Source organism: Mycobacterium sp. M26 (assembly GCF_001494595.1).
GTDB lineage: Bacteria > Actinomycetota > Actinomycetes > Mycobacteriales > Mycobacteriaceae > Mycobacterium.
In genome coordinates, this window is sequence record NZ_LN929908.1 from 1,451,044 (window position 1) to 1,469,148 (window position 18,105).

General features: G+C 68.1%; 16 protein-coding genes. 9 read left to right on the forward strand and 7 right to left on the reverse strand.

Annotated elements, in window-relative coordinates; all coding sequences use genetic code 11:
* Positions 1–16: 16 nt before the first annotated feature.
* The 6 genes from ndk to proB all read left to right on the forward strand — a co-directional run bounded on the left by ndk (position 17) and on the right by proB (position 6,921).
* Entirely contained in the window at positions 17–427 is a 411-nt protein-coding gene (ndk, locus tag BN3385_RS16170; protein ID WP_059018068.1) for a nucleoside-diphosphate kinase, read from the forward strand.
* A 297-nt stretch (positions 428–724) separates the two neighbouring features.
* On the forward strand, positions 725–3,535 hold the full coding sequence (gene rne / locus BN3385_RS16175; RefSeq protein WP_197415223.1) for a ribonuclease E: 2,811 nt from the start codon (positions 725–727) through the stop codon (positions 3,533–3,535).
* 157 nt (positions 3,536–3,692) lie between these two features.
* Positions 3,693–4,004: a 50S ribosomal protein L21 gene (gene rplU / locus BN3385_RS16180; RefSeq protein ID WP_059018069.1), complete on the forward strand. Its 312-nt coding sequence runs from the start codon at positions 3,693–3,695 to the stop codon at positions 4,002–4,004.
* A 19-nt stretch (positions 4,005–4,023) separates the two neighbouring features.
* Entirely contained in the window at positions 4,024–4,287 is a 264-nt protein-coding gene (gene rpmA / locus BN3385_RS16185; protein ID WP_059018071.1) for a 50S ribosomal protein L27, read from the forward strand.
* 88 nt (positions 4,288–4,375) lie between these two features.
* Positions 4,376–5,824: a GTPase ObgE gene (obgE, locus tag BN3385_RS16190; RefSeq protein WP_059018074.1), complete on the forward strand. Its 1,449-nt coding sequence runs from the start codon at positions 4,376–4,378 to the stop codon at positions 5,822–5,824.
* Positions 5,818–6,921 (forward strand): glutamate 5-kinase, encoded by a 1,104-nt coding sequence (proB, locus tag BN3385_RS16195; protein WP_059018076.1) that lies wholly within the window; start codon positions 5,818–5,820, stop codon positions 6,919–6,921. The genes obgE and proB overlap by 7 nt, the downstream gene beginning before the upstream one ends.
* Here the strand turns inward: proB and BN3385_RS16200 are convergent.
* The 5 genes from BN3385_RS16200 to BN3385_RS16220 all read right to left on the reverse strand — a co-directional run bounded on the left by BN3385_RS16200 (position 6,918) and on the right by BN3385_RS16220 (position 10,131).
* Positions 6,918–7,634, reverse strand: coding sequence for a hypothetical protein (locus tag BN3385_RS16200; RefSeq protein WP_059018078.1), 717 nt, complete (start codon positions 7,632–7,634; stop codon positions 6,918–6,920). The genes proB and BN3385_RS16200 overlap by 4 nt on opposite strands.
* Entirely contained in the window at positions 7,631–8,464 is an 834-nt protein-coding gene (locus BN3385_RS16205) for an NAD-dependent protein deacetylase (protein WP_059018080.1), read from the reverse strand. Before BN3385_RS16205 ends, BN3385_RS16200 begins: the two co-directional genes overlap by 4 nt.
* Positions 8,465–8,481: 17 nt before the next feature.
* Entirely contained in the window at positions 8,482–9,099 is a 618-nt protein-coding gene (locus BN3385_RS16210; RefSeq protein ID WP_082690506.1) for a YdcF family protein, read from the reverse strand.
* Positions 9,100–9,127: 28 nt separating this feature from the next.
* The gene (locus BN3385_RS16215) at positions 9,128–9,409 is read right to left on the reverse strand and encodes a hypothetical protein (protein ID WP_059018084.1); all 282 of its coding nucleotides are present in this window, start codon (positions 9,407–9,409) and stop codon (positions 9,128–9,130) included.
* 182 nt (positions 9,410–9,591) lie between these two features.
* Complete coding sequence (locus tag BN3385_RS16220) at positions 9,592–10,131, reverse strand: cysteine hydrolase family protein (protein WP_059022028.1); 540 nt, start codon at positions 10,129–10,131, stop codon at positions 9,592–9,594.
* A 53-nt stretch (positions 10,132–10,184) separates the two neighbouring features.
* Here BN3385_RS16220 and BN3385_RS16225 point away from each other — a divergent pair, with 53 nt between their 5' ends.
* Positions 10,185–12,233, forward strand: coding sequence for an NAD(+) synthase (locus BN3385_RS16225; protein WP_059018086.1), 2,049 nt, complete (start codon positions 10,185–10,187; stop codon positions 12,231–12,233).
* On the opposite strand, the gene BN3385_RS16230 is transcribed toward BN3385_RS16225, so the two are convergent.
* Positions 12,230–14,407 (reverse strand): Ig-like domain-containing protein, encoded by a 2,178-nt coding sequence (locus BN3385_RS16230; RefSeq protein WP_059018088.1) that lies wholly within the window; start codon positions 14,405–14,407, stop codon positions 12,230–12,232. The two genes, BN3385_RS16225 and BN3385_RS16230, sit on opposite strands and share 4 nt — an antisense overlap.
* Before the next feature lie 214 nt (positions 14,408–14,621).
* Positions 14,622–15,536, reverse strand: coding sequence for a helix-turn-helix domain-containing protein (locus BN3385_RS16235; protein ID WP_059018089.1), 915 nt, complete (start codon positions 15,534–15,536; stop codon positions 14,622–14,624).
* Positions 15,537–15,589: 53 nt separating this feature from the next.
* Here BN3385_RS16235 and BN3385_RS16240 point away from each other — a divergent pair, with 53 nt between their 5' ends.
* On the forward strand, positions 15,590–17,302 hold the full coding sequence (locus BN3385_RS16240; RefSeq protein ID WP_059018091.1) for a thiamine pyrophosphate-binding protein: 1,713 nt from the start codon (positions 15,590–15,592) through the stop codon (positions 17,300–17,302).
* Positions 17,299–18,090, forward strand: a complete 792-nt coding sequence (locus BN3385_RS16245; RefSeq protein WP_059018093.1) for an SDR family NAD(P)-dependent oxidoreductase — start codon at positions 17,299–17,301, stop codon at positions 18,088–18,090. The genes BN3385_RS16240 and BN3385_RS16245 overlap by 4 nt, the downstream gene beginning before the upstream one ends.
* Positions 18,091–18,105: the final 15 nt, after the last annotated feature.

Below are 18,105 nucleotides of genomic sequence, written 5' to 3' on the forward strand. Positions count from 1 at the left end.
GGGTACGCTGTCGGCCGTGAGCGAGCGGACACTTGTGCTGATCAAGCCCGACGGTGTGGAACGACGGGTGGTCGGCGAGATCATCAGCCGTATTGAGCGCAAAGGCCTGACCATCGCAGCCCTGGAGCTCAAGCAGGTCAGCGACGACTTGGCCCGTGCGCACTACGCCGAACACGAGGGCAAGCCGTTCTTCGGCTCGTTGCTCGAGTTCATCACCTCTGGCCCGGTCGTGGCCGCGATCCTGGAGGGCCCGCGCGCGGTCGCGGCGTTCCGCCAGCTCGCCGGTGGCACCGACCCCGTGGAGAAGGCCACCCCGGGCACCATCCGGGGCGATTTCGGCCTGGAGACCCAGTTCAATCTGGTGCACGGATCGGACTCCCCGGAGTCCGCAGAGCGCGAGATCGCGCTCTGGTTCCCCGCCGTCTGACGACGCGGCGGCGGCCAATGCCGCGCCACTACGTCAGAACTGCCCCCGCGGTGTGGGATACTGATGACGGATGTGCCCACAAACACATCCGAATGAAGACTTAGACGAGCGCGACCATCGCAGTTTGCGGTGCGGCGCCGACCGTCCACAGCCGTCATTCAGCCAGGCACCGAGCGCGTTCGCTACGAGCCGTTCGGAGCGAGACCATGACAAGCCCGGGGGAAGTAACCCGGGTACATAGCGGAAGCCCTCGCGTGGCCGCGTCGCTGGACGCGCCCGGGGGCTCTAGGAGACTACGTGGCCGACGATGACATCTATCAGGACCAGCCCGAAACCCCGAGTGAGCAGCAGTGGGAGCCACCCACGGTCGCCGCGGGTGAGGAACTGCCGGACCGCCTGAGGGTGCACTCCCTCGCGCGGGTGCTCGGCACCACCAGCCGGCGCGTACTCGACGCGTTGAGCGAACTCGACGGCCGCACCCGCAGTGCGCACTCGACCGTCGACCGCACCGACGCGGTGCGGGTGCGTGACGTGCTGGCTCAGGAGCCCGCGCCCCTCGGGGAGGCTCCCGCCGAACCCACCCCGATCGCCGAGGTCGACGAGACCGCCGACGTGGTGGCTGACGCCGAGCCGGAGTCGCGGCTGATCCTGGAGACCACCACCGTCGAGCAGTCGGTGTACATGCCGCTGTTCGTCGCCCCGCAGCCGGTGGCGGCGATCGCCGCCGACCCCGATGACGAGGCCGACGACGACGAGGACGAGGACGACGAGTCCGGCGCCGACACCGACGACGACCAGGCCGAGCGTCCGGCCAGCCGGCGCAGGCGCCGCGGCCGCCGGGGCCGCGGCCGGGGCCGCGGTGAACAGGGCGAGGGCACCGGCGAGGACGCCGAGTCGACCGCTGACGAAGACAGCACCGAGGACGACGAGACCGACGACGCTGCCGGTGACGAGGAGTCGGGCACCGGTGAAGCGGCCACCCGCCGCCGTCGTCGCCGCAGGCGCCGCAAGACCGGCAACGGGGGAGACGACGGGGAGGCCGGGTCGGAGGACGATCCGCCCAACACCGTGGTCCACGAGCGTGCCCCGCGCGCCAAGGCCGAGCGTGACCCTGACGCCATCCAGGGCATCAGCGGCTCCACCCGGCTGGAGGCCAAGCGCCAGCGCCGCCGCGATGGCCGCGACGCCGGCCGGCGCCGTCCGCCCATCCTGACCGAGGCCGAGTTCCTGGCCCGCCGCGAAGCCGTCGACCGGGTGATGGTCGTGCGCGACAAGATCCGCACCGAGCCGCCGCACGAAGGCGCGCGCTACACCCAGATCGCGGTGCTCGAAGACGGCGTGGTCGTCGAGCACTTTGTGACGTCGGCGGCTTCTGCTTCTCTGGTCGGCAACATCTACCTCGGCATCGTGCAGAACGTGCTGCCCTCGATGGAGGCGGCGTTCGTCGACATCGGCCGCGGCCGCAACGGTGTGCTCTACGCCGGCGAGGTCAACTGGGAAGCCGCCGGCCTCGGTGGCGCGCAGCGCAAGATCGAGCAGGCCCTCAAGCCCGGCGACTACGTCGTCGTGCAGGTCAGCAAGGATCCGGTCGGCCACAAGGGCGCCCGGCTCACCACCCAGGTCTCGCTGGCCGGCCGCTACCTGGTCTACGTGCCGGGTGCGTCGTCCACCGGGATCAGCCGCAAGCTGCCCGACACCGAACGCCAGCGGCTCAAGGAGATCCTGCGCGAGGTCGTACCCGCCGACGCCGGGGTGATCATCCGCACCGCCTCCGAAGGGGTGAAGGAAGAGGACATCCGCGGCGACGTCGAGCGGCTGCAGGAACGCTGGAACGCGATCGCCGCCGAGGCCGACCGGGTCAAGGGCAACAAGGCCGGGGCCGCCGTCGCGCTCTACGAGGAGCCCGACGTTCTGGTCAAGGTGATCCGTGACCTGTTCAACGAAGACTTCTCCGGGCTGATCGTCTCCGGCGACAGCGCCTGGGACACCATCAATGAGTACGTCAATTCCGTTGCGCCCGAACTTGTTCCGAAGCTGACGAAGTACGATCCGCCCGGCGGCGAGAACGGTCCGGACGTGTTCGCGGTGCATCGCATCGACGAGCAGCTGGCCAAGGCGATGGACCGCAAGGTGTGGCTGCCCTCGGGTGGCACGCTGGTGATCGACCGCACTGAGGCGATGACGGTGGTCGACGTCAACACCGGCAAGTTCACCGGCGCCGGGGGCAACCTCGAGCAGACGGTGACCAAGAACAACCTCGAGGCCGCCGAGGAGATCGTCCGCCAGCTGCGGCTGCGCGATATCGGCGGCATCGTGGTGATCGACTTCATCGACATGGTGCTGGAGTCCAACCGGGATCTGGTGCTGCGGCGCCTGACCGAGGCGCTGGCCCGGGACCGCACCCGGCATCAGGTCTCCGAAGTCACCTCGCTGGGCCTGGTGCAGCTGACCCGCAAGAAGTTGGGCACCGGCCTGGTCGAGGCGTTCTCCACCACCTGCACCCACTGCAGCGGCCGCGGCATCATGCTGCACGCCGACCCGGTCGACACCACGCAGGCCGTTGCCCGCAAGGCAGAGTCGGGTAACCGCCGCAGCAAGCGAGGCAAGAAGGGTCGCGCCGAGGAGCCGGTGGCAGCGGCGGTGGCCCGGGTTCCGGTGCACGGGCCCGGCGAGCATCCGATGTTCAAGGCGATGGCCGCGGCCAACGGCAAGCACGAGGACGACGAGTCCGAGGAGGAGCTGGCCGACGAACTCGACCGCGAGGCGATCGCCGAGGCCGAGGCTGACGTCGAGGAGCAGGTCGCCGACGAGGTGGTCGAGGAAGACCTGGACGACGAGGACTTCGACGACGAGTCCGAGGACTCCGATGACGAGGACGACGAGGACGAGATCGACGTCGACCTGGATGAGGACGACGAGGACCTCGACGAGGACACCCTCGACGTCGATGAGGACGCCGAGGACGACTCCGAGGACGACGAGGATCTGGCGGACAGCGACGACTACGACGATGACGTCGACGAACCCGTCGTGGCCCCGCCGGTGGTGGCGGCGGGCCGGCCCCGTCGCCGTGCCGCGGCCCGGCCCGCCGGGCCACCCGCCTCCTAGCGAGGCGGTTTGACCCTCCCGGTGCTGGTCACGTAACCTTGAGCAGTTGTCGCCAGGCGTCCGACGCCGGTGGCAGCGGGCTTAAAGATCCCGCACCCCCAGACCCGCGCACGCAGCTTCGGTTAGCGCGCGCCCACAGAGCAAGGCAGAGGAACGAATGGCGACGTACGCAATCGTCAAGACCGGCGGCAAGCAGTACAAGGTCGCGGTCGGAGACATCGTCAAGGTCGAGAAGCTCGAGGTCGAGGCCGGTAGTTCTGTTTCGCTGCCCGTCGCGCTCGTCGTCGACGGCGCCACGGTGACCACCGACGCCAAGGCCCTGGAGAAGGTCGCGGTCACCGGTGAGGTGCTCGAGCACACCAAGGGCCCCAAGATCCGCATCCACAAGTTCAAGAACAAGACCGGCTACCACAAGCGGCAGGGTCACCGTCAGCCGCTGACCGTGCTCAAGGTCACCGGGATCAAGTAGCGACAGGGAGCGAACAGACATGGCACACAAGAAGGGCGCCTCCAGCTCGCGCAACGGTCGCGAGTCCGCCGCACAGCGGCTCGGCGTCAAGCGGTTCGGCGGTCAGGTCGTCAAGGCCGGCGAGATCCTCGTCCGCCAGCGCGGCACGCACTTCCACCCCGGCGTGAACGTCGGCCGTGGCGGTGACGACACCCTGTTCGCCACCGCGCCCGGCGCGGTGGAGTTCGGTGTCGAGCGCGGCCGCAAGGTCGTCAACATCGTCCGCGTCGCCCGACCGGAGTAGGTCTTAATTTCGCGAGTGTGCGTCCTTTGCGAGATTGAGACCGATATCTCGCAGTAGGTACACACTCGACGAATGAAAGGACTCTCCGATGCCTCGCTTCGTCGACCGCGTCGTCATCAAGACCCGCGCGGGCAACGGCGGTAACGGCTGCGCCTCGGTGCACCGCGAGAAGTTCAAACCTCTCGGCGGTCCCGACGGCGGCAACGGCGGCCACGGCGGCAGCGTCATCCTGGTCGTCGATCCGCAGGTGCATACCCTGCTGGACTTCCATTTCCACCCCAATGTGGTCGCCCCATCGGGCAAGCAGGGGATGGGCAGCAACCGGGACGGCGCCAACGGGGCCGACCTGGAGTTCAAGGTTCCCGACGGCACGGTGGTGCTCGACGAACAGGGCAGGCTCCTGGCCGACCTGGTCGGAACCGGCACCAGCTTCGTCGCCGCTGAGGGCGGCCGCGGTGGGCTGGGCAACGCCGCGCTGGCGTCCCGGGCCCGGAAAGCTCCCGGTTTCGCGCTGCTCGGCGAGAAGGGTCAGGAGCGCGAACTCACTCTCGAACTCAAGACTGTGGCCGACGTCGGCCTCATCGGCTTCCCGTCGGCGGGCAAGTCCTCGCTGGTGTCGACCATCTCGGCGGCCAAGCCCAAGATCGCCGACTACCCGTTCACCACGCTGGTCCCCAACCTCGGCGTCGTCTCGGCAGGGGATCACACCTTCACCGTCGCCGACGTGCCGGGCCTGATCCCAGGTGCCTCCGAAGGCCGGGGTCTCGGGCTGGACTTCCTGCGGCACATCGAACGCTGCGCGGTGCTGGTGCATGTGGTGGACTGCGCCACCCTGGAGCCGGGCCGCGACCCGGTCTCCGATATCGACGCGCTGGAAGCGGAGCTGGCCGCCTATCAGCCCACGCTGCAAGGGGATTCCACTCTGGGTGACCTGGCCAGCCGGCCGCGTGCGGTGGTGCTCAACAAGATCGACGTCCCAGAGGCCCGCGAACTCGCCGACTTCGTGCGCGCGGAGATCGCCGACCGCGGCTGGCCGGTATTCGAGGTGTCGACGGTGAGCCGGGAAGGCTTGCGCGAGTTGACCTTTGCGCTGTGGGACATGGTGGCCGCCTATCAGGCCGCGCAGCCCGAGGTGGTACCGCGCCGTCCCGTCATCCGGCCGATTCCGGTGGACCAGAGCGGTTTCACCGTCGAGGAGGACCCGCACCATCCCGGCGGTTTCATCGTGCGCGGTGTGCGGCCAGAACGGTGGATCGCCCAGACCAATTTCGACAACGACGAGGCCGTTGGCTATCTCGGGGACCGGCTGGCTCGGCTCGGTGTCGAGGATGCGCTCCTGCGCCGCGGGGCCAAGCCCGGCTGCGCGGTGACGATCGGCGACATGACCTTCGACTGGGAGCCGCAGACGCCGGCCGGTGTCGACGTGATGCCGACGGGCCGGGGCACCGATGTGCGGCTGGAACACAACGACCGGGTCGGGGCCGCTGAGCGCAAGGAAGCGCGCCGGATGCGCCGGGAGCACGAGGACGAATCGTGAGCGAGTATCGCGAGGCGATCCGCACGGCACGCAGCGTGGTCGTCAAGATCGGCACCACGGCGCTCACCACCAAAGCCGGGTTGTTCGACGCAGGCCGGCTGGCGAAACTGGCCGACGCCATCGAGGCCCGGATGCAGGCCGGTTCCGACGTCGTCATCGTGTCCTCGGGCGCGATCGCCGCGGGTATCGAGCCGCTCGGGCTGAGCCGTCGGCCCACCGACCTGGCCACCAAACAGGCGGCAGCCAGCGTCGGGCAGGTTGCGCTGGTCAACTCGTGGAGCGCGGCCTTCGCCCGCTACGACCGGACCGTCGGCCAGATCCTGCTCACCGCCCACGACATTGCGATGCGGGTGCAGCACACCAACGCCCAGCGCACCCTGGACCGGCTGCGGGCGCTGCACGCGGTGGCGATCGTCAACGAGAACGACACCGTGGCCACCAACGAGATCCGGTTCGGCGACAACGACCGGCTCTCGGCGCTGGTGGCTCACCTGGTGGGTGCTGACGCGCTCATCCTGCTGTCCGACATTGACGGCCTCTATGACTCCGATCCCCGCAAGGGCGACGCGCGGTTCATTCCGGAGGTCGCCGGCCCGGACGACCTCGACGGTGTGGTCGCCGGGCAGGGCAGCCGCCTGGGCACCGGCGGGATGCGCTCGAAATTGTCCTCGGCACTGCTGGCCGCCGACGCCGGGGTTCCGGTGCTACTGGCGGCGGCCGCCGACGCCGCCGCCGCGCTGTCGGACGCCTCGGTGGGCACGGTGTTCGCCCCACGGCCCGACCGGATGTCGGCGCGGCGGTTCTGGGTGCGCTACGCCGCCGAGGTGTCCGGTGCCCTGACGCTGGATGCCGGCGCGGTGCGTGCGGTCGTCAAACAACGCCGCTCGCTGCTACCGGCCGGGATCACCGCGGTGTCCGGCCGGTTCTTCGGCGGCGACGTGGTGGAGTTGCGCGGACCCGACGAGGCCATGGTGGCACGCGGCGTGGTGGCCTATGACGCCACCGAGCTGGCCACCATGATCGGACGCTCCACCACCGACCTGCCCGCCGAGATGCGCAGGCCGGCCGTGCACGCCGATGATCTGGTGGCTATCTAGCCGCGTCCGCGGTGCAGCAGACCCCGGATACTTTTCTCCAGCTCGGCCAGTTTGGCCTTGAGCACCTCGGCGCGGTCGCCCGCCGCGTCCATCGGGTCGTCGTCGCGTTTGCGCACGGTGACCCCGTTGGCTTTGGCGGTGGCGATCACCGACTCGCTGACCTTCGGGTCGGCCAGGATCAGCGTGGAGATCACCCCGGGGGTCAGCACCTTGTCGCGCCGGAACCAGCCGCGGTGGTGCACCTCGGCGGGGATGCGGACATCGGCATGGTTTTCGATCTGCTGGCGGGCGGTGGCCATCAGCAGCGTCAGCACGCCCGCCGACGCCAGGCCGAGCAGCCGGCCCCGGCCGGGAAACCACGGCACCGGCAGCCGGTCCACCTGCTTTTCCACCGCCCCCGACAGCAGGTATTCGACCAGGTTGCGGGTGTCGATCTCGGTGATCTTCGACCACTTGGCGTCGTCACCGTCGAACTCCAGGGTTTCCGGCGTGATGGCCAGCCCACCGAACCGGTTGAGGAACAGCACCGCTCCGCGGATCCGCTGAGGTAGGCGGGCGGTGTCGGCGACGATATCGCCGATGCCCAGCGCCCACCGCTGCGTGATCGGACCCGGGGGCGGGCGCATCCGCTTGAGCAGGGCGGCGACCCGGCCGGCTTCCTCGTCGATGTCCTCTTCGGTGTGCGTACCGGCCCTGCCCCGGGAACGTTTCATGCAGACATGCTCTCAGTGAGCTCGTCGGCCAGCAGCACCAGGATCTCCGAGCACCCGTTGTCGATCTTCACCGTGGCGAGGTCGTCACCGCGGGTGGGCCCGCGGTTGATGATCGCGACCGGGATTCCCCGGGCCGCGGCGTGCCGGACGAACCGGTACCCCGAGAACACCGTCAGCGACGACCCGGCGACCAGCAGGGCATCGGCGGAGTCGACCATCGAATATGCCTGAGCGACAACCTCTTTGCGCACACTCTCGCCGAAGTAGACGATGTCGGGCTTGAGCATGCCGCCGCAGACCGGGCAGTCGATGAAGTGGAACGAGTCGGTGTCGTCCACCACCGCGTCGGCGTCCGGTGCGACGGCGATCCCGCCCACCTGCTCGGCGCGCTCGGTGAAGCCGGGGTTGGCGGCTTCCAGTTGCTCGGCCAGCGCCGCCCGCGACATGGTGTGACCGCAGTTCAGGCACACCACCTGGGCGTAGGTGCCGTGCAGGTTGATGACGTTGCGGCTGCCCGCTTTGGTGTGCAGCAGGTCGACGTTCTGGGTGATCACGCCGGTGACGACGCCGGCGCGTTCCAGCGCGGCCAGTGCCCGGTGCCCGGCGTTGGGCATGGTCTGGGCCATGTGCCGCCAGCCCAGATGGTTACGCGCCCAGTACCGCTGCCGGAACTCCCGGCTGGAGGTGAATTGCCGGATCGTCATCGGGTTGGCCGGCGGCGAGTCCGGTCCGCGGTAGTCGGGGATGCCCGAGTCGGTGGAGATGCCCGCCCCGGTCAGGACCGCCAGACGGCGTCCCGAGAGCACCGTGACGAGCTCGGGAGCCTCCATGCTTCCAGGATAGGCGGCTAGCCGATGTTGATGAACGGGCTGATCGCGTCGCGGGCGAACTGCGCCACGTTCACGGTGGGATCGCCGTCCGGGAAGCTCACCGTGGACAGCAGGTGGCCCCCGGCGTCGACGAAATCGCCGTCGGCGCGGCCCTGATGGGTCGACGACGTCACCAGGATGATGCCGGAGGTTCCGGCCTTCTCGGCCAGCGGCACCGAGAACTGAGCGTTCTGAACGGTGCTGTTCGCCCTGTCCTCCACGATGATTCGGTTGTCCGGGAATCCGAACATCATCAGCATTCGCCGCATCTGGGCGGCTTCGGTCTGCCCGTTGCGGGGGTTGCCGCCGGTGACGATGATCGGCGACTGCGGGAAGATCTGTGCCACGGCCAGCCCGGTGAGTACCCGGCTGCGCAGTACCGGCCGCATGCTGCCGTCCGGATTGAGCCCGTAGCCCAGGATCACGATCGCGGGCTTCGAGAAATCCTTGGCCGACGCCGGCGGCGCGGCCTGCGCCACCGCCGGTACGAACCCGCCCAGAACTGCAGTGACGGCGACGGCGAGAGCAGCGGCAGCGGCCTTGAGTCGACGCACGTGGTCCTCCGCAGAACTGGTGGGAATTGTCGTATGCGTCATCGCGCCCGAGGGCGCAGGCGTTACCGCCTCACAGCCGTTCCATCGCCCGCTTCATGGCCGCGGTCTCCAGGAAGTCGTGGTGCCGGGGCACGTAGCGGGAGTGGGCGGGCCGTTCGTCGACGGTGTGGACGGTGAACGCGGCGCGGGCGGCCGACGTCCAGCGCGACCACAGCCGGGGGCGTGCCGGTGCCGTCACACCGATCGCGGCAGCGGTCAGCAGCTTCACCTCGTTCTCGGTGATCAACACCGTCGGCTTCATGGCGGCGGGGGTGGTGGTCTGCGTTTCGGCCCGGTAGGCAACAACGGTCATGGCGGTCTCCCTGGTCTTGGTGGCCGGCTCGTCCGGCCCGTAGGAGAAAGCTATGGCCGCCGCGGCGGCGAGTAACGAGTAGCGACGTACTCGAATCTCGTGAAAGGGATTGGTGTGCAGCGAGTATGGGTCACCGGCTTGTGGTCCCGATCACACTGATCGGTGCGGTGCGCAGAACTCGTTCAGTGCCAACACTTTCCGGCCGCGACGAGCTCGGCGCTCATGTTGCGTTCCATCATCGCCAGGGCGGCCCGGCCCAGTTCGGCGTCGATGTGGGCGACCGCGTCCGGCGGCACCATCACCGAGTAGTGCCGCACGTAGGCGTCCAGTGCGCTGTAGAGGATGCACTGTTCGGTGACCTGGCCGGTGAGCACGACGCGTTCGACCCCCAGCCGGCTGAGCAGGTAGTCCAGCGGGGTGGCGTAGAAGACGCTGTGGCGCACCTTGGTCATGATCCGGTTGCCTGGGTGCGGGGTGATCGGATCGACCAGTTCGGGGTGGGCGCCGTCGAGTGCGGCGCGGACGAGGTCACTGGGTTCGTCGGTAAAGTCACCGTAGTTGTCGTTGACATAGATCAGGTCGACGTCGTCGCGCTCGCGTGCCCGCGAGATCAGATCGGCCAGCGGCTCGACGATCCCGGCGACGTTGTCGGCCAGGGCGTCGGCGTCGGGATGGCGGTAGCCGTTGAGCATGTCCACCACCAGCAGCGCGGTTTCAGCCATGGTTTTTCGCATACCCGTTTCCGGGCGGGCCCCTACACAGGCGACAATGAGGCATGGACTTCTCCTCCGCCTACCGGCACGGGTTCGCGCGGGTAGCGGCCTGCACGCACCACACGGTGCTGGCCGATCCGGCTGCCAACGCTGCGTCGGTGGTGCGGATCGCGCAGGCCTGCCACGACGACGGCGTGGCGGTGGCGGTGTTCCCGGAGCTCACCCTGTCGGGGTATTCGATCGAGGACATCCTGCTGCAGGACAGCCTGCTCGACGCCGTGGAGGAGGCTCTGGCCGAGGTGGTCGCCGCCTCCGCCGATCTGCTGCCGGTACTCGTCGTCGGGGCGCCGCTGCGCTACCTGCACCGGATCTACAACACCGCGGTGGTGATCCATCGCGGTGTGGTGCTCGGAGTGGCGCCGAAGTCGTATCTGCCCACCTATCGGGAGTTCTACGAGAGCCGGCAGGTGGCGGCGGGGGACGACCTGCACGGCACCATCCGCATCGGTGACGCCGAGGTTCCGTTCGGCCCGGATCTGCTGTTCGCCGCCGAGGACGTAGCCGGGCTGGTGCTGCACGTCGAGATCTGCGAAGACATGTTCGTCCCGGTGCCGCCCAGTGCGCATGCCGCGCTGGCCGGCGCGACGGTGCTGGCCAACCTCTCGGGAAGCCCGATCACGATCGGCCGTGCCGAGGATCGCAAGCTGCTGGCGCGCTCGGCGTCGGCGCGCTGCCTGGCGGCCTACGTGTACGCCGCCGCGGGGGAGGGCGAGTCGAGCACCGATCTGGCCTGGGACGGCCAGACCATGATCTACGAGAACGGCCGCCTGCTGGCCGAGTCCGAGCGTTTCCCGAAGGGCGAGCGCCGCTCGGTCGCCGACGTGGACCTCGACCTGCTGCGCGCCGAACGATTGCGGATGGGCACCTTCGACGACAATCGACGCCACCACCAGGATGCGCTGAACTCATTCCGGCGCATCGGTTTCGTGCTCGAGCCGCCCAACGGGGACATCGGCCTGCGGCGCGCGGTGGAACGGTTCCCGTTCGTGCCCAGCGATCCACTTCGCCTCGAACAGGACTGCTACGAGGGCTACAGCATCCAGGTGTCGGGTCTCGAGCAGCGGCTGCGTGCACTGAACTATCCCAAGGTCGTGATCGGGGTGTCCGGCGGGCTCGATTCCACCCATGCGCTGATCGTCGCGGCGCGGGCGATGGACCGGGAAGGCCGGCCCCGCAGCGACATTCTGGCGTTCACCCTGCCCGGCTTCGCCACCGGTGAGCGCACCAAGAACAACGCCATCAGGCTGTCCCGGGCACTCGGGGTCACCTTCGAGGAGATCGACATCCGGTCGACGGCGTCGCTGATGCTCACTGAGATCGGCCACCCCTTCTCCCAGGGCGAGCCGGTCTACGACATCACCTTCGAAAACGTCCAGGCCGGGCTGCGTACCGACTACCTGTTCCGGATCGCCAACCAGCGTGGCGGCATCGTGCTGGGTACCGGCGATCTGTCCGAACTGGCGCTGGGCTGGTCGACCTACGGCGTCGGCGACCAGATGAGCCACTACAACGTCAACGCCGGTGTGCCGAAAACCCTGATCCAGCACCTGATTCGGTGGGTCATCTCCTCGGGGCAGTTCAACGACGAGGTCGACGAGATCCTGCAGTCGGTGCTCGACACCGAGATCACGCCCGAACTGGTTCCCACCGGTGAGGATGAGGAGATCCAGAGCAGCGAGGCCAAGGTGGGCCCGTACTCGCTGCAGGACTTCTCGTTGTTCCAGGTGCTGCGCTACGGCTTCCGGCCGTCGAAGATCGCGTTCCTGGCCTGGCATGCCTGGAGCGACCCGGACCGCGGCAACTGGCCGCCGGGCTTCCCCGAGGGCAAGCGACCGGCCTACTCGCTCAAGGAGATTCGGCACTGGCTGGCGATCTTTGCCCAGCGGTACTACTCGTTCAGCCAGTTCAAGCGCTCGGCATTGCCCAACGGGCCCAAGGTATCCCACGGTGGTTCGCTCTCGCCGCGCGGTGACTGGCGGGCGCCGTCGGACATGTCGGCGCGGATCTGGCTCGCCGAGATCGAGCGGGACATCCCCGAGGAGTGGACCTAGGTCACCATCGGCCCGGTGAAGGAGAAGGTGATGACCTCCTCGGTGCTCGCATCGATGATGTAGACCGTTTGACCGTCGGGGCTGACCGCGATGTCACGCGCGTAGTAGTCCGTGCTCGCGTTTCCGGCGGTGGTGATGACGGTCTTGGTCGCGGTGTCGATCATCGTGATCGCGTCGCCGGTCAGCGAGGTGACGTAGGCGACGCTGCCGTCGGGACTCAACGCCACGCTGTATGCCTCTCCGGCGATCGGGAGGACCGTCACGTCCTCGGTGGTGAGGTCGACGATCTCAACGGCACTGCCCGATCCGCTGAAATCCCAGCTGTGAGTGAAGTACAGCGTGTTCCCGTCGCTGCTCACCGCAATGCCGGTGGGGGAGTTCGCCGGCGTGACGGCGATGGTCTTGGTGACGGAATCGGTCGCGAGGTCGTAGACGGTCACTGCGGTTTTCGTCACTGTGTAGAGCGTGCTGCCGTCACTGCTGAGAGTGAGTTGGACGCCCTCGATCGACAGGGTGCCGGTGACCGACGGTGTCGCGGTGTCGATGACGGCGACTGTGCTCGAACTAGGTCCGGTCAGCATGGCCACGTACACGGTGCTCTTGTCGGGGGAGACCGCGACGGAGGTGGCTGAGCCGGTGAGGGTGACGGTGGTGACGTCTGCGGTGGCGGTGTCGATCAGCGACGCTTTACCGCCGCCGACCACGTAGAGCGTGCTGCCATCGGCGGAGACCGCAATGTCGCTGGGGTTCATCGGAATCGAGACGCTAGAGCTGACGGCGGAGCTGGCGGTGTCGATGACGGTCACCGTCTGGGTGAAGTAGTTCACCACATAGACCGTGCTGCCGTCGGTGCTCAGCGCCATCCGGATGGGGAAGCTGTCGACGGCGATCGGGTCGTTGTGCTCGATCAGGGAAGTCTGGATAACAGGGGCGCCCGACACCGTGGTGGAGGCGCTACCGCCCTGGCCGTCGGATGCGGTCAGAGTGAAGCTGTCGGTGCCGTCAACCCCGGCGACACCGGCCGCCAGTTGCGCAGCCTGCGTGGGAGTGTAGGTCCAGGTGCCGTTCCCGTTGTTGGTCACGCTGCCGTAGGTGGGCGTGCTGGCGGTGACGGTGACGGTGTCACCGTCCGGGTCGGAGGTGTCCACTGTGTAGATGGTCGATCCGTTGCTCGTGGTGACCGAGCCGACGATGCTGATGACCGGGTTCTGGTTCGGCACAGCGATGGTGTACGCGGCGGTGGTGGTGTTACCTGCGCCGAAGAGTGCATGGGTTCCGTCGCTGACGGCCACGGTGAACGTGACCGTGCCGGGACCGGCCGCGGTGAGTGCGAAGGCCCCGGTTTCCTGGTTGATCGTCACTGCACCGACGACATTCGTTGCGGCAGTGACCGTGTAGCTCAGCGTGTCGTAGTCGGCATCGCTGGCATTGAGATTGCCGGTGATCACGGTGTCCCCGGTGACCTGGCTGATGGTCACGTCGGGCTCGGCGACGTCCGGTGCGTGGTTGGTGAAGACCGACTCGATACGCCGGTACAGACCCCAGACGGCTTCCAAGATCGGTGTACCGGAGGGGGCGTTGGGATCGAAGCCGAACACACCGAGCACGCCGAGAGTGATAGCGCGGATCGGGGCGAAAACCGGTGCAAGCACTCCCGGGCTCGGCTTGGTCACCGCGACGGTGACAGACGGGGTGGAGGTCACCGTAGATGTGGCAGCCAGGGCGGTGACCGCGGCGGCCTCTGGCACGGTCGAGGAGTCAGCCTGGGACTCGGTGACATCGATATCGGCTCGCGTCGGCAGGGTGGCTGACTCGGAAACTGTTGGCGTGGTGTCGATCTCACTGTCGATACTGATGTTGTGACCGTTGGTGGTGTCCGTGTTGTCGCGGACCGAAGCGCTGGACCGCGGCCGGGTGGAAGCGCGGGCTGCCGACGACTCAACGCTTGCAGCACTGGCCGCGGGCCCGCGCGACGTGGTGGACGATTTCGCGCTGCTGCGCCCCGAGGACCCGACGCTGGAAGAGGTGGTATCGGTCGACCCGTCGGAGTCGGCCCACGCCAGCCCGGCCGGTGCTCCGAACGCCGATCCTATTCCCAGAGCAACGGCCAGTGCTCCGACCCGTCCGACATAGACAGTGGACAGGCTGCGGCGATTCGCAACATGATTGGCCATGGTTGCCTCCCTAGGCGAGGTAAGTACCAGGCAGAGCAGCAATCTCTGTCGTTGCGTGCGCAAATTACCAGTCGTCCTAGTTTCGGGTCAGGATTCGGCAACTTCAGTTGTGACAAATATTCCGACCGTTGGTATCTTTTGCGTTCCCGTCGGCTGGACGGGCCACGGTCGAAGTGGATATTGCGCTGTGGCGCACGATCTTTCGGAAGATCCGCTAATCCAGCTTCGGTGCCCGGCCGCCGAGCCGGCGGGTGACCCGGGCCGCCGAATCGCGCACCCGTTCACCGATTTCAGCCGTCCTGGCTCCCGGCATCGGGTCGCTGGCGTCCACCAGACACAGAGCGATCGCCGGTTGGGCGTCGGCATCGAAGGCGACGGCGTTGATGGAGATGGGCCGGTAGGTCACCGAGGGTTCGACCGTGCCGACCAGAACGTCGAGGCTCAGCTGACGCTGGGCTTGCCGGGCGGCCAGCACCGTCAGCGGGTGTTCGGTGTCCCGTCCGCGCAGTTCGTCGACGAGGCTGCTCAGCGGATGCTCGCTCTGATCGGCGCACTCCACCGAGTACCCGCGTTCCCTGATCACCTCGAGGATTGGCTGATACGCCGACCGAAGCTCGTCGGCCGTCGTGCCGAAACGTGCTGCGCCGCGCTGAAACCACTCGTCGAGATGGTCCGGGGTGAACCATGCCGCCAAGCTCGCGCCCAGTGGCGGAGTGAGTTCCAGGGTGTCACCCGTGCGCAGACCCAGCGTCCCGCGCCTGCCGACATCGGGTTGAACCACCTCACCGACCACCAGGTCGTCGCCGGAGCGCAGGAACGCCACACACGCCAGCCCTGAGGCGTCGGCCAGGCTGTGCATCTCGGCGCGGGCGGCATCGATGGTGGCCGATGACGCGGCCGCGGCGGCTCCGATCGGGATCACCGCCGGCCCCAGCCGATAGGTCTTGTGAGAGGGGTGGCGTAGCAGCCAGCCCGCCTCGGTCAGGGCGATCACCATCGGATAGCAGGTGGCCTTGGCCACCCCGAGGTGGCGTGCGATCTCGGCCAGGCTGCGGCCGGTGTCGGGGTGATCGGCCAGCAATTGCATGAGCATGACGATCCGCTCAGTCTGCGGGGACGGCCTAGGCATGTTTGCATAGTGCCACTCTTGGCACGCTTTATGCCAACAGTTACATTCCAGACATGCTGGTTAACGGAGGCCAACTCTTGGCTCGAGCCCTGTCCGAGGCGGGCGTCACCGAGGTCTTTACCCTGCATGGCGGGCATCTGGACGCCTTCCTGATCGCGGCAGCAGCCCACGGTCTGAGACTCACCGACACCCGCCATGAGGCCACCGCGGGGCACGCCGCGGACGCCTACGCCAGGGTCACCGGCGACCTCGGCGTGTGTGTGGTGACCTCGGGGCCCGGCTTCACCAACGTGTACACGGCGATCGCGAATGCCTACCTGGACCGGACGCCCACACTGTTCGTCGTCGGTGCGCCCCCGCTGCGCGAGGTCGAAACCAATCCGCTGCAGGGAGGTTTCGACCAGATCGCCGCCGCCCAGCCGGTGACGAAGTGGGCACACCGCATCACCGACGCGGCCCGCGTTCCGGAGTTCGTCGCCCAGGCCGTGCGGACCGCCACGACCGGGACGCCCGGCCCCGTCCTGCTGGAAGTCCCGATCGACGTGATGTTCGGCGAGGCCGACGACCAGGCGGTCCGATTCCCGCGTAACTACCGCATCGAATCCCGGCCCTGCCCGGACCCCGCTGCTGTCGTCGCCGCCCTCGACCTGCTCCAGACCGCCGAGCATCCGGTGATCGTCATCGGCGGTGGAGTGCCGTTATCCGGTGCTGGGCCGGCCTTGCTGCAGTTCGCCGAAACCGTCGGCGTCCCGGTTTTCTACCCGGGCAAGGGGGACGGGGCCATCCCCGCCGATCACCGGCTGGCTGGTGGGGGACTGCTGGCGCTGGGCTCGCTTCCCGCGCTCGGTGCGCCCAGCCCGGACGTCGTCATCATCGCCGGGGCGCGATCCGGGATGTTCACCGGCGGCCGTGCGAGCATGTTCCCGGGGGCCAAGCTGGTTCACATCGATATCGACGCCGCCGAGATCGGCCGCATCTACGACATCGACGTCCCCATCCTCGCCGACTGCCGGCAGACCTTGACGGCGCTGGCCGCTGCCGCCGGTGAGCGATCCTGGCCGGACTGGAACGAGTGGGCGGCCACGGCCACCTCGGCCAAACATGCCCACCGCCTTGCCTTTTCGGAGAGCGCCACCGCATCGGGCAAGACTCACCCGTACTTCGCCGCCCAGGCCATCGTCGAGGCATGCCCGCCGGACACGCTGTTCGTCCTCGACGGTGCCGAAGCTCCGGCCTGGGCGGAGTTCTTCGCCACAGCCGACCGGCCGGCCGGCGTGCTGCGATTGGGCTATCTCGGATGTCTGGGTATCGGGCCGGGTTTCGCGATCGGCGCCGCCCGCGCACTGCCGGGGACAACCGTCGTGGTGATCACCGGCGACGGCGCGGCAGGTTTCCATCCCCAGGAGTTCGACACCATGGCGCGTCACGGCCTGCCCATCGTCACGGTGGTGTTCAACAACGCGGTCTGGGGGATGTCGATCCACGGCCAGCAGGCCGTGTTCGGATCCAGCGGTGTGGTGGTCTCGGAGTTGGCCGACAGTGCCTACGAGAAGGTCGCCGAGGCCTTCGGTGGATACGGGGAGCGGGCCAACGGCAGCACCCAGATCGCCGAGGCCATGAAAAGGGCTCTGGGAGCCGGTGTTCCGGCCTGCATCAACGCCGAAGTCGACCCGGACGTTGTGCATCCGCTGACCTTGATGATGCTCGGCGATGTGAGCAGCACCGACGAGATCGTGGTGCCCTACTACGAGAACATCCCCCGATGACCTCCGGGAGGGTGGCCGGCAAGACCGCGGTGATCATCGGCGGGGCCTCCGGCATCGGCTGGGCCGCAGCCCAACACCTGCACGCCGACGGCGCCGCGGTGGTCATCGCCGATGTCAATGAGCAGCAGGCCGCCACTCGGTCGCACACGCTCTCCGGCAGTCGCAGCCATCGGGTCGACGTCACCGACGAGACATCGGTGTCCGCCCTGTTCAGCACCGTCCGAGACGAGTTCGGCGGCCACGACATCGTGGTGAACTGCGCCGGCACCAACAAGCCGGGCCGGATCGTCGATCTCGACGCCGCCGACTGGCGCGCAACGGTCGACCTCTGCCTCACCGGGGCGTTCTACGTCATCAAACACGCTGCGCGGGCGATGAATCACGGCGGCTCCATCATCAGCATCGCTTCGCTCAACGCGCGCCAGCCCGCCGACGGTTTCGCCGGCTACTGTGCGGCCAAGGCCGGCCTGGTGATGCTCACCGAGGTTGCGGCACTCGAACTCGCAGCGCACGGCATCCGGGTCAACGCCATCTCACCCGGGCTGGTCGAAACCCCGCTCGTCGACGCGTTGACCTCGGTGCCGGTGATCCAGAACGACTTCACGGACAACACGCCACTGGCCCGCAACGGCCGACCCGCAGACATCGCCGACGCGGTGCTCTACCTCGCCTCCGACGAGTCCTCCTGGGTCACCGGGGAGGTCCTCAACATCAACGGTGGCGCGCACCTGCGCCGGTACCCCGATGTCATGAAGCACCTCGCGGCCTCGACCCACGAAACCGGTTAACCACCTAGGAGTCGC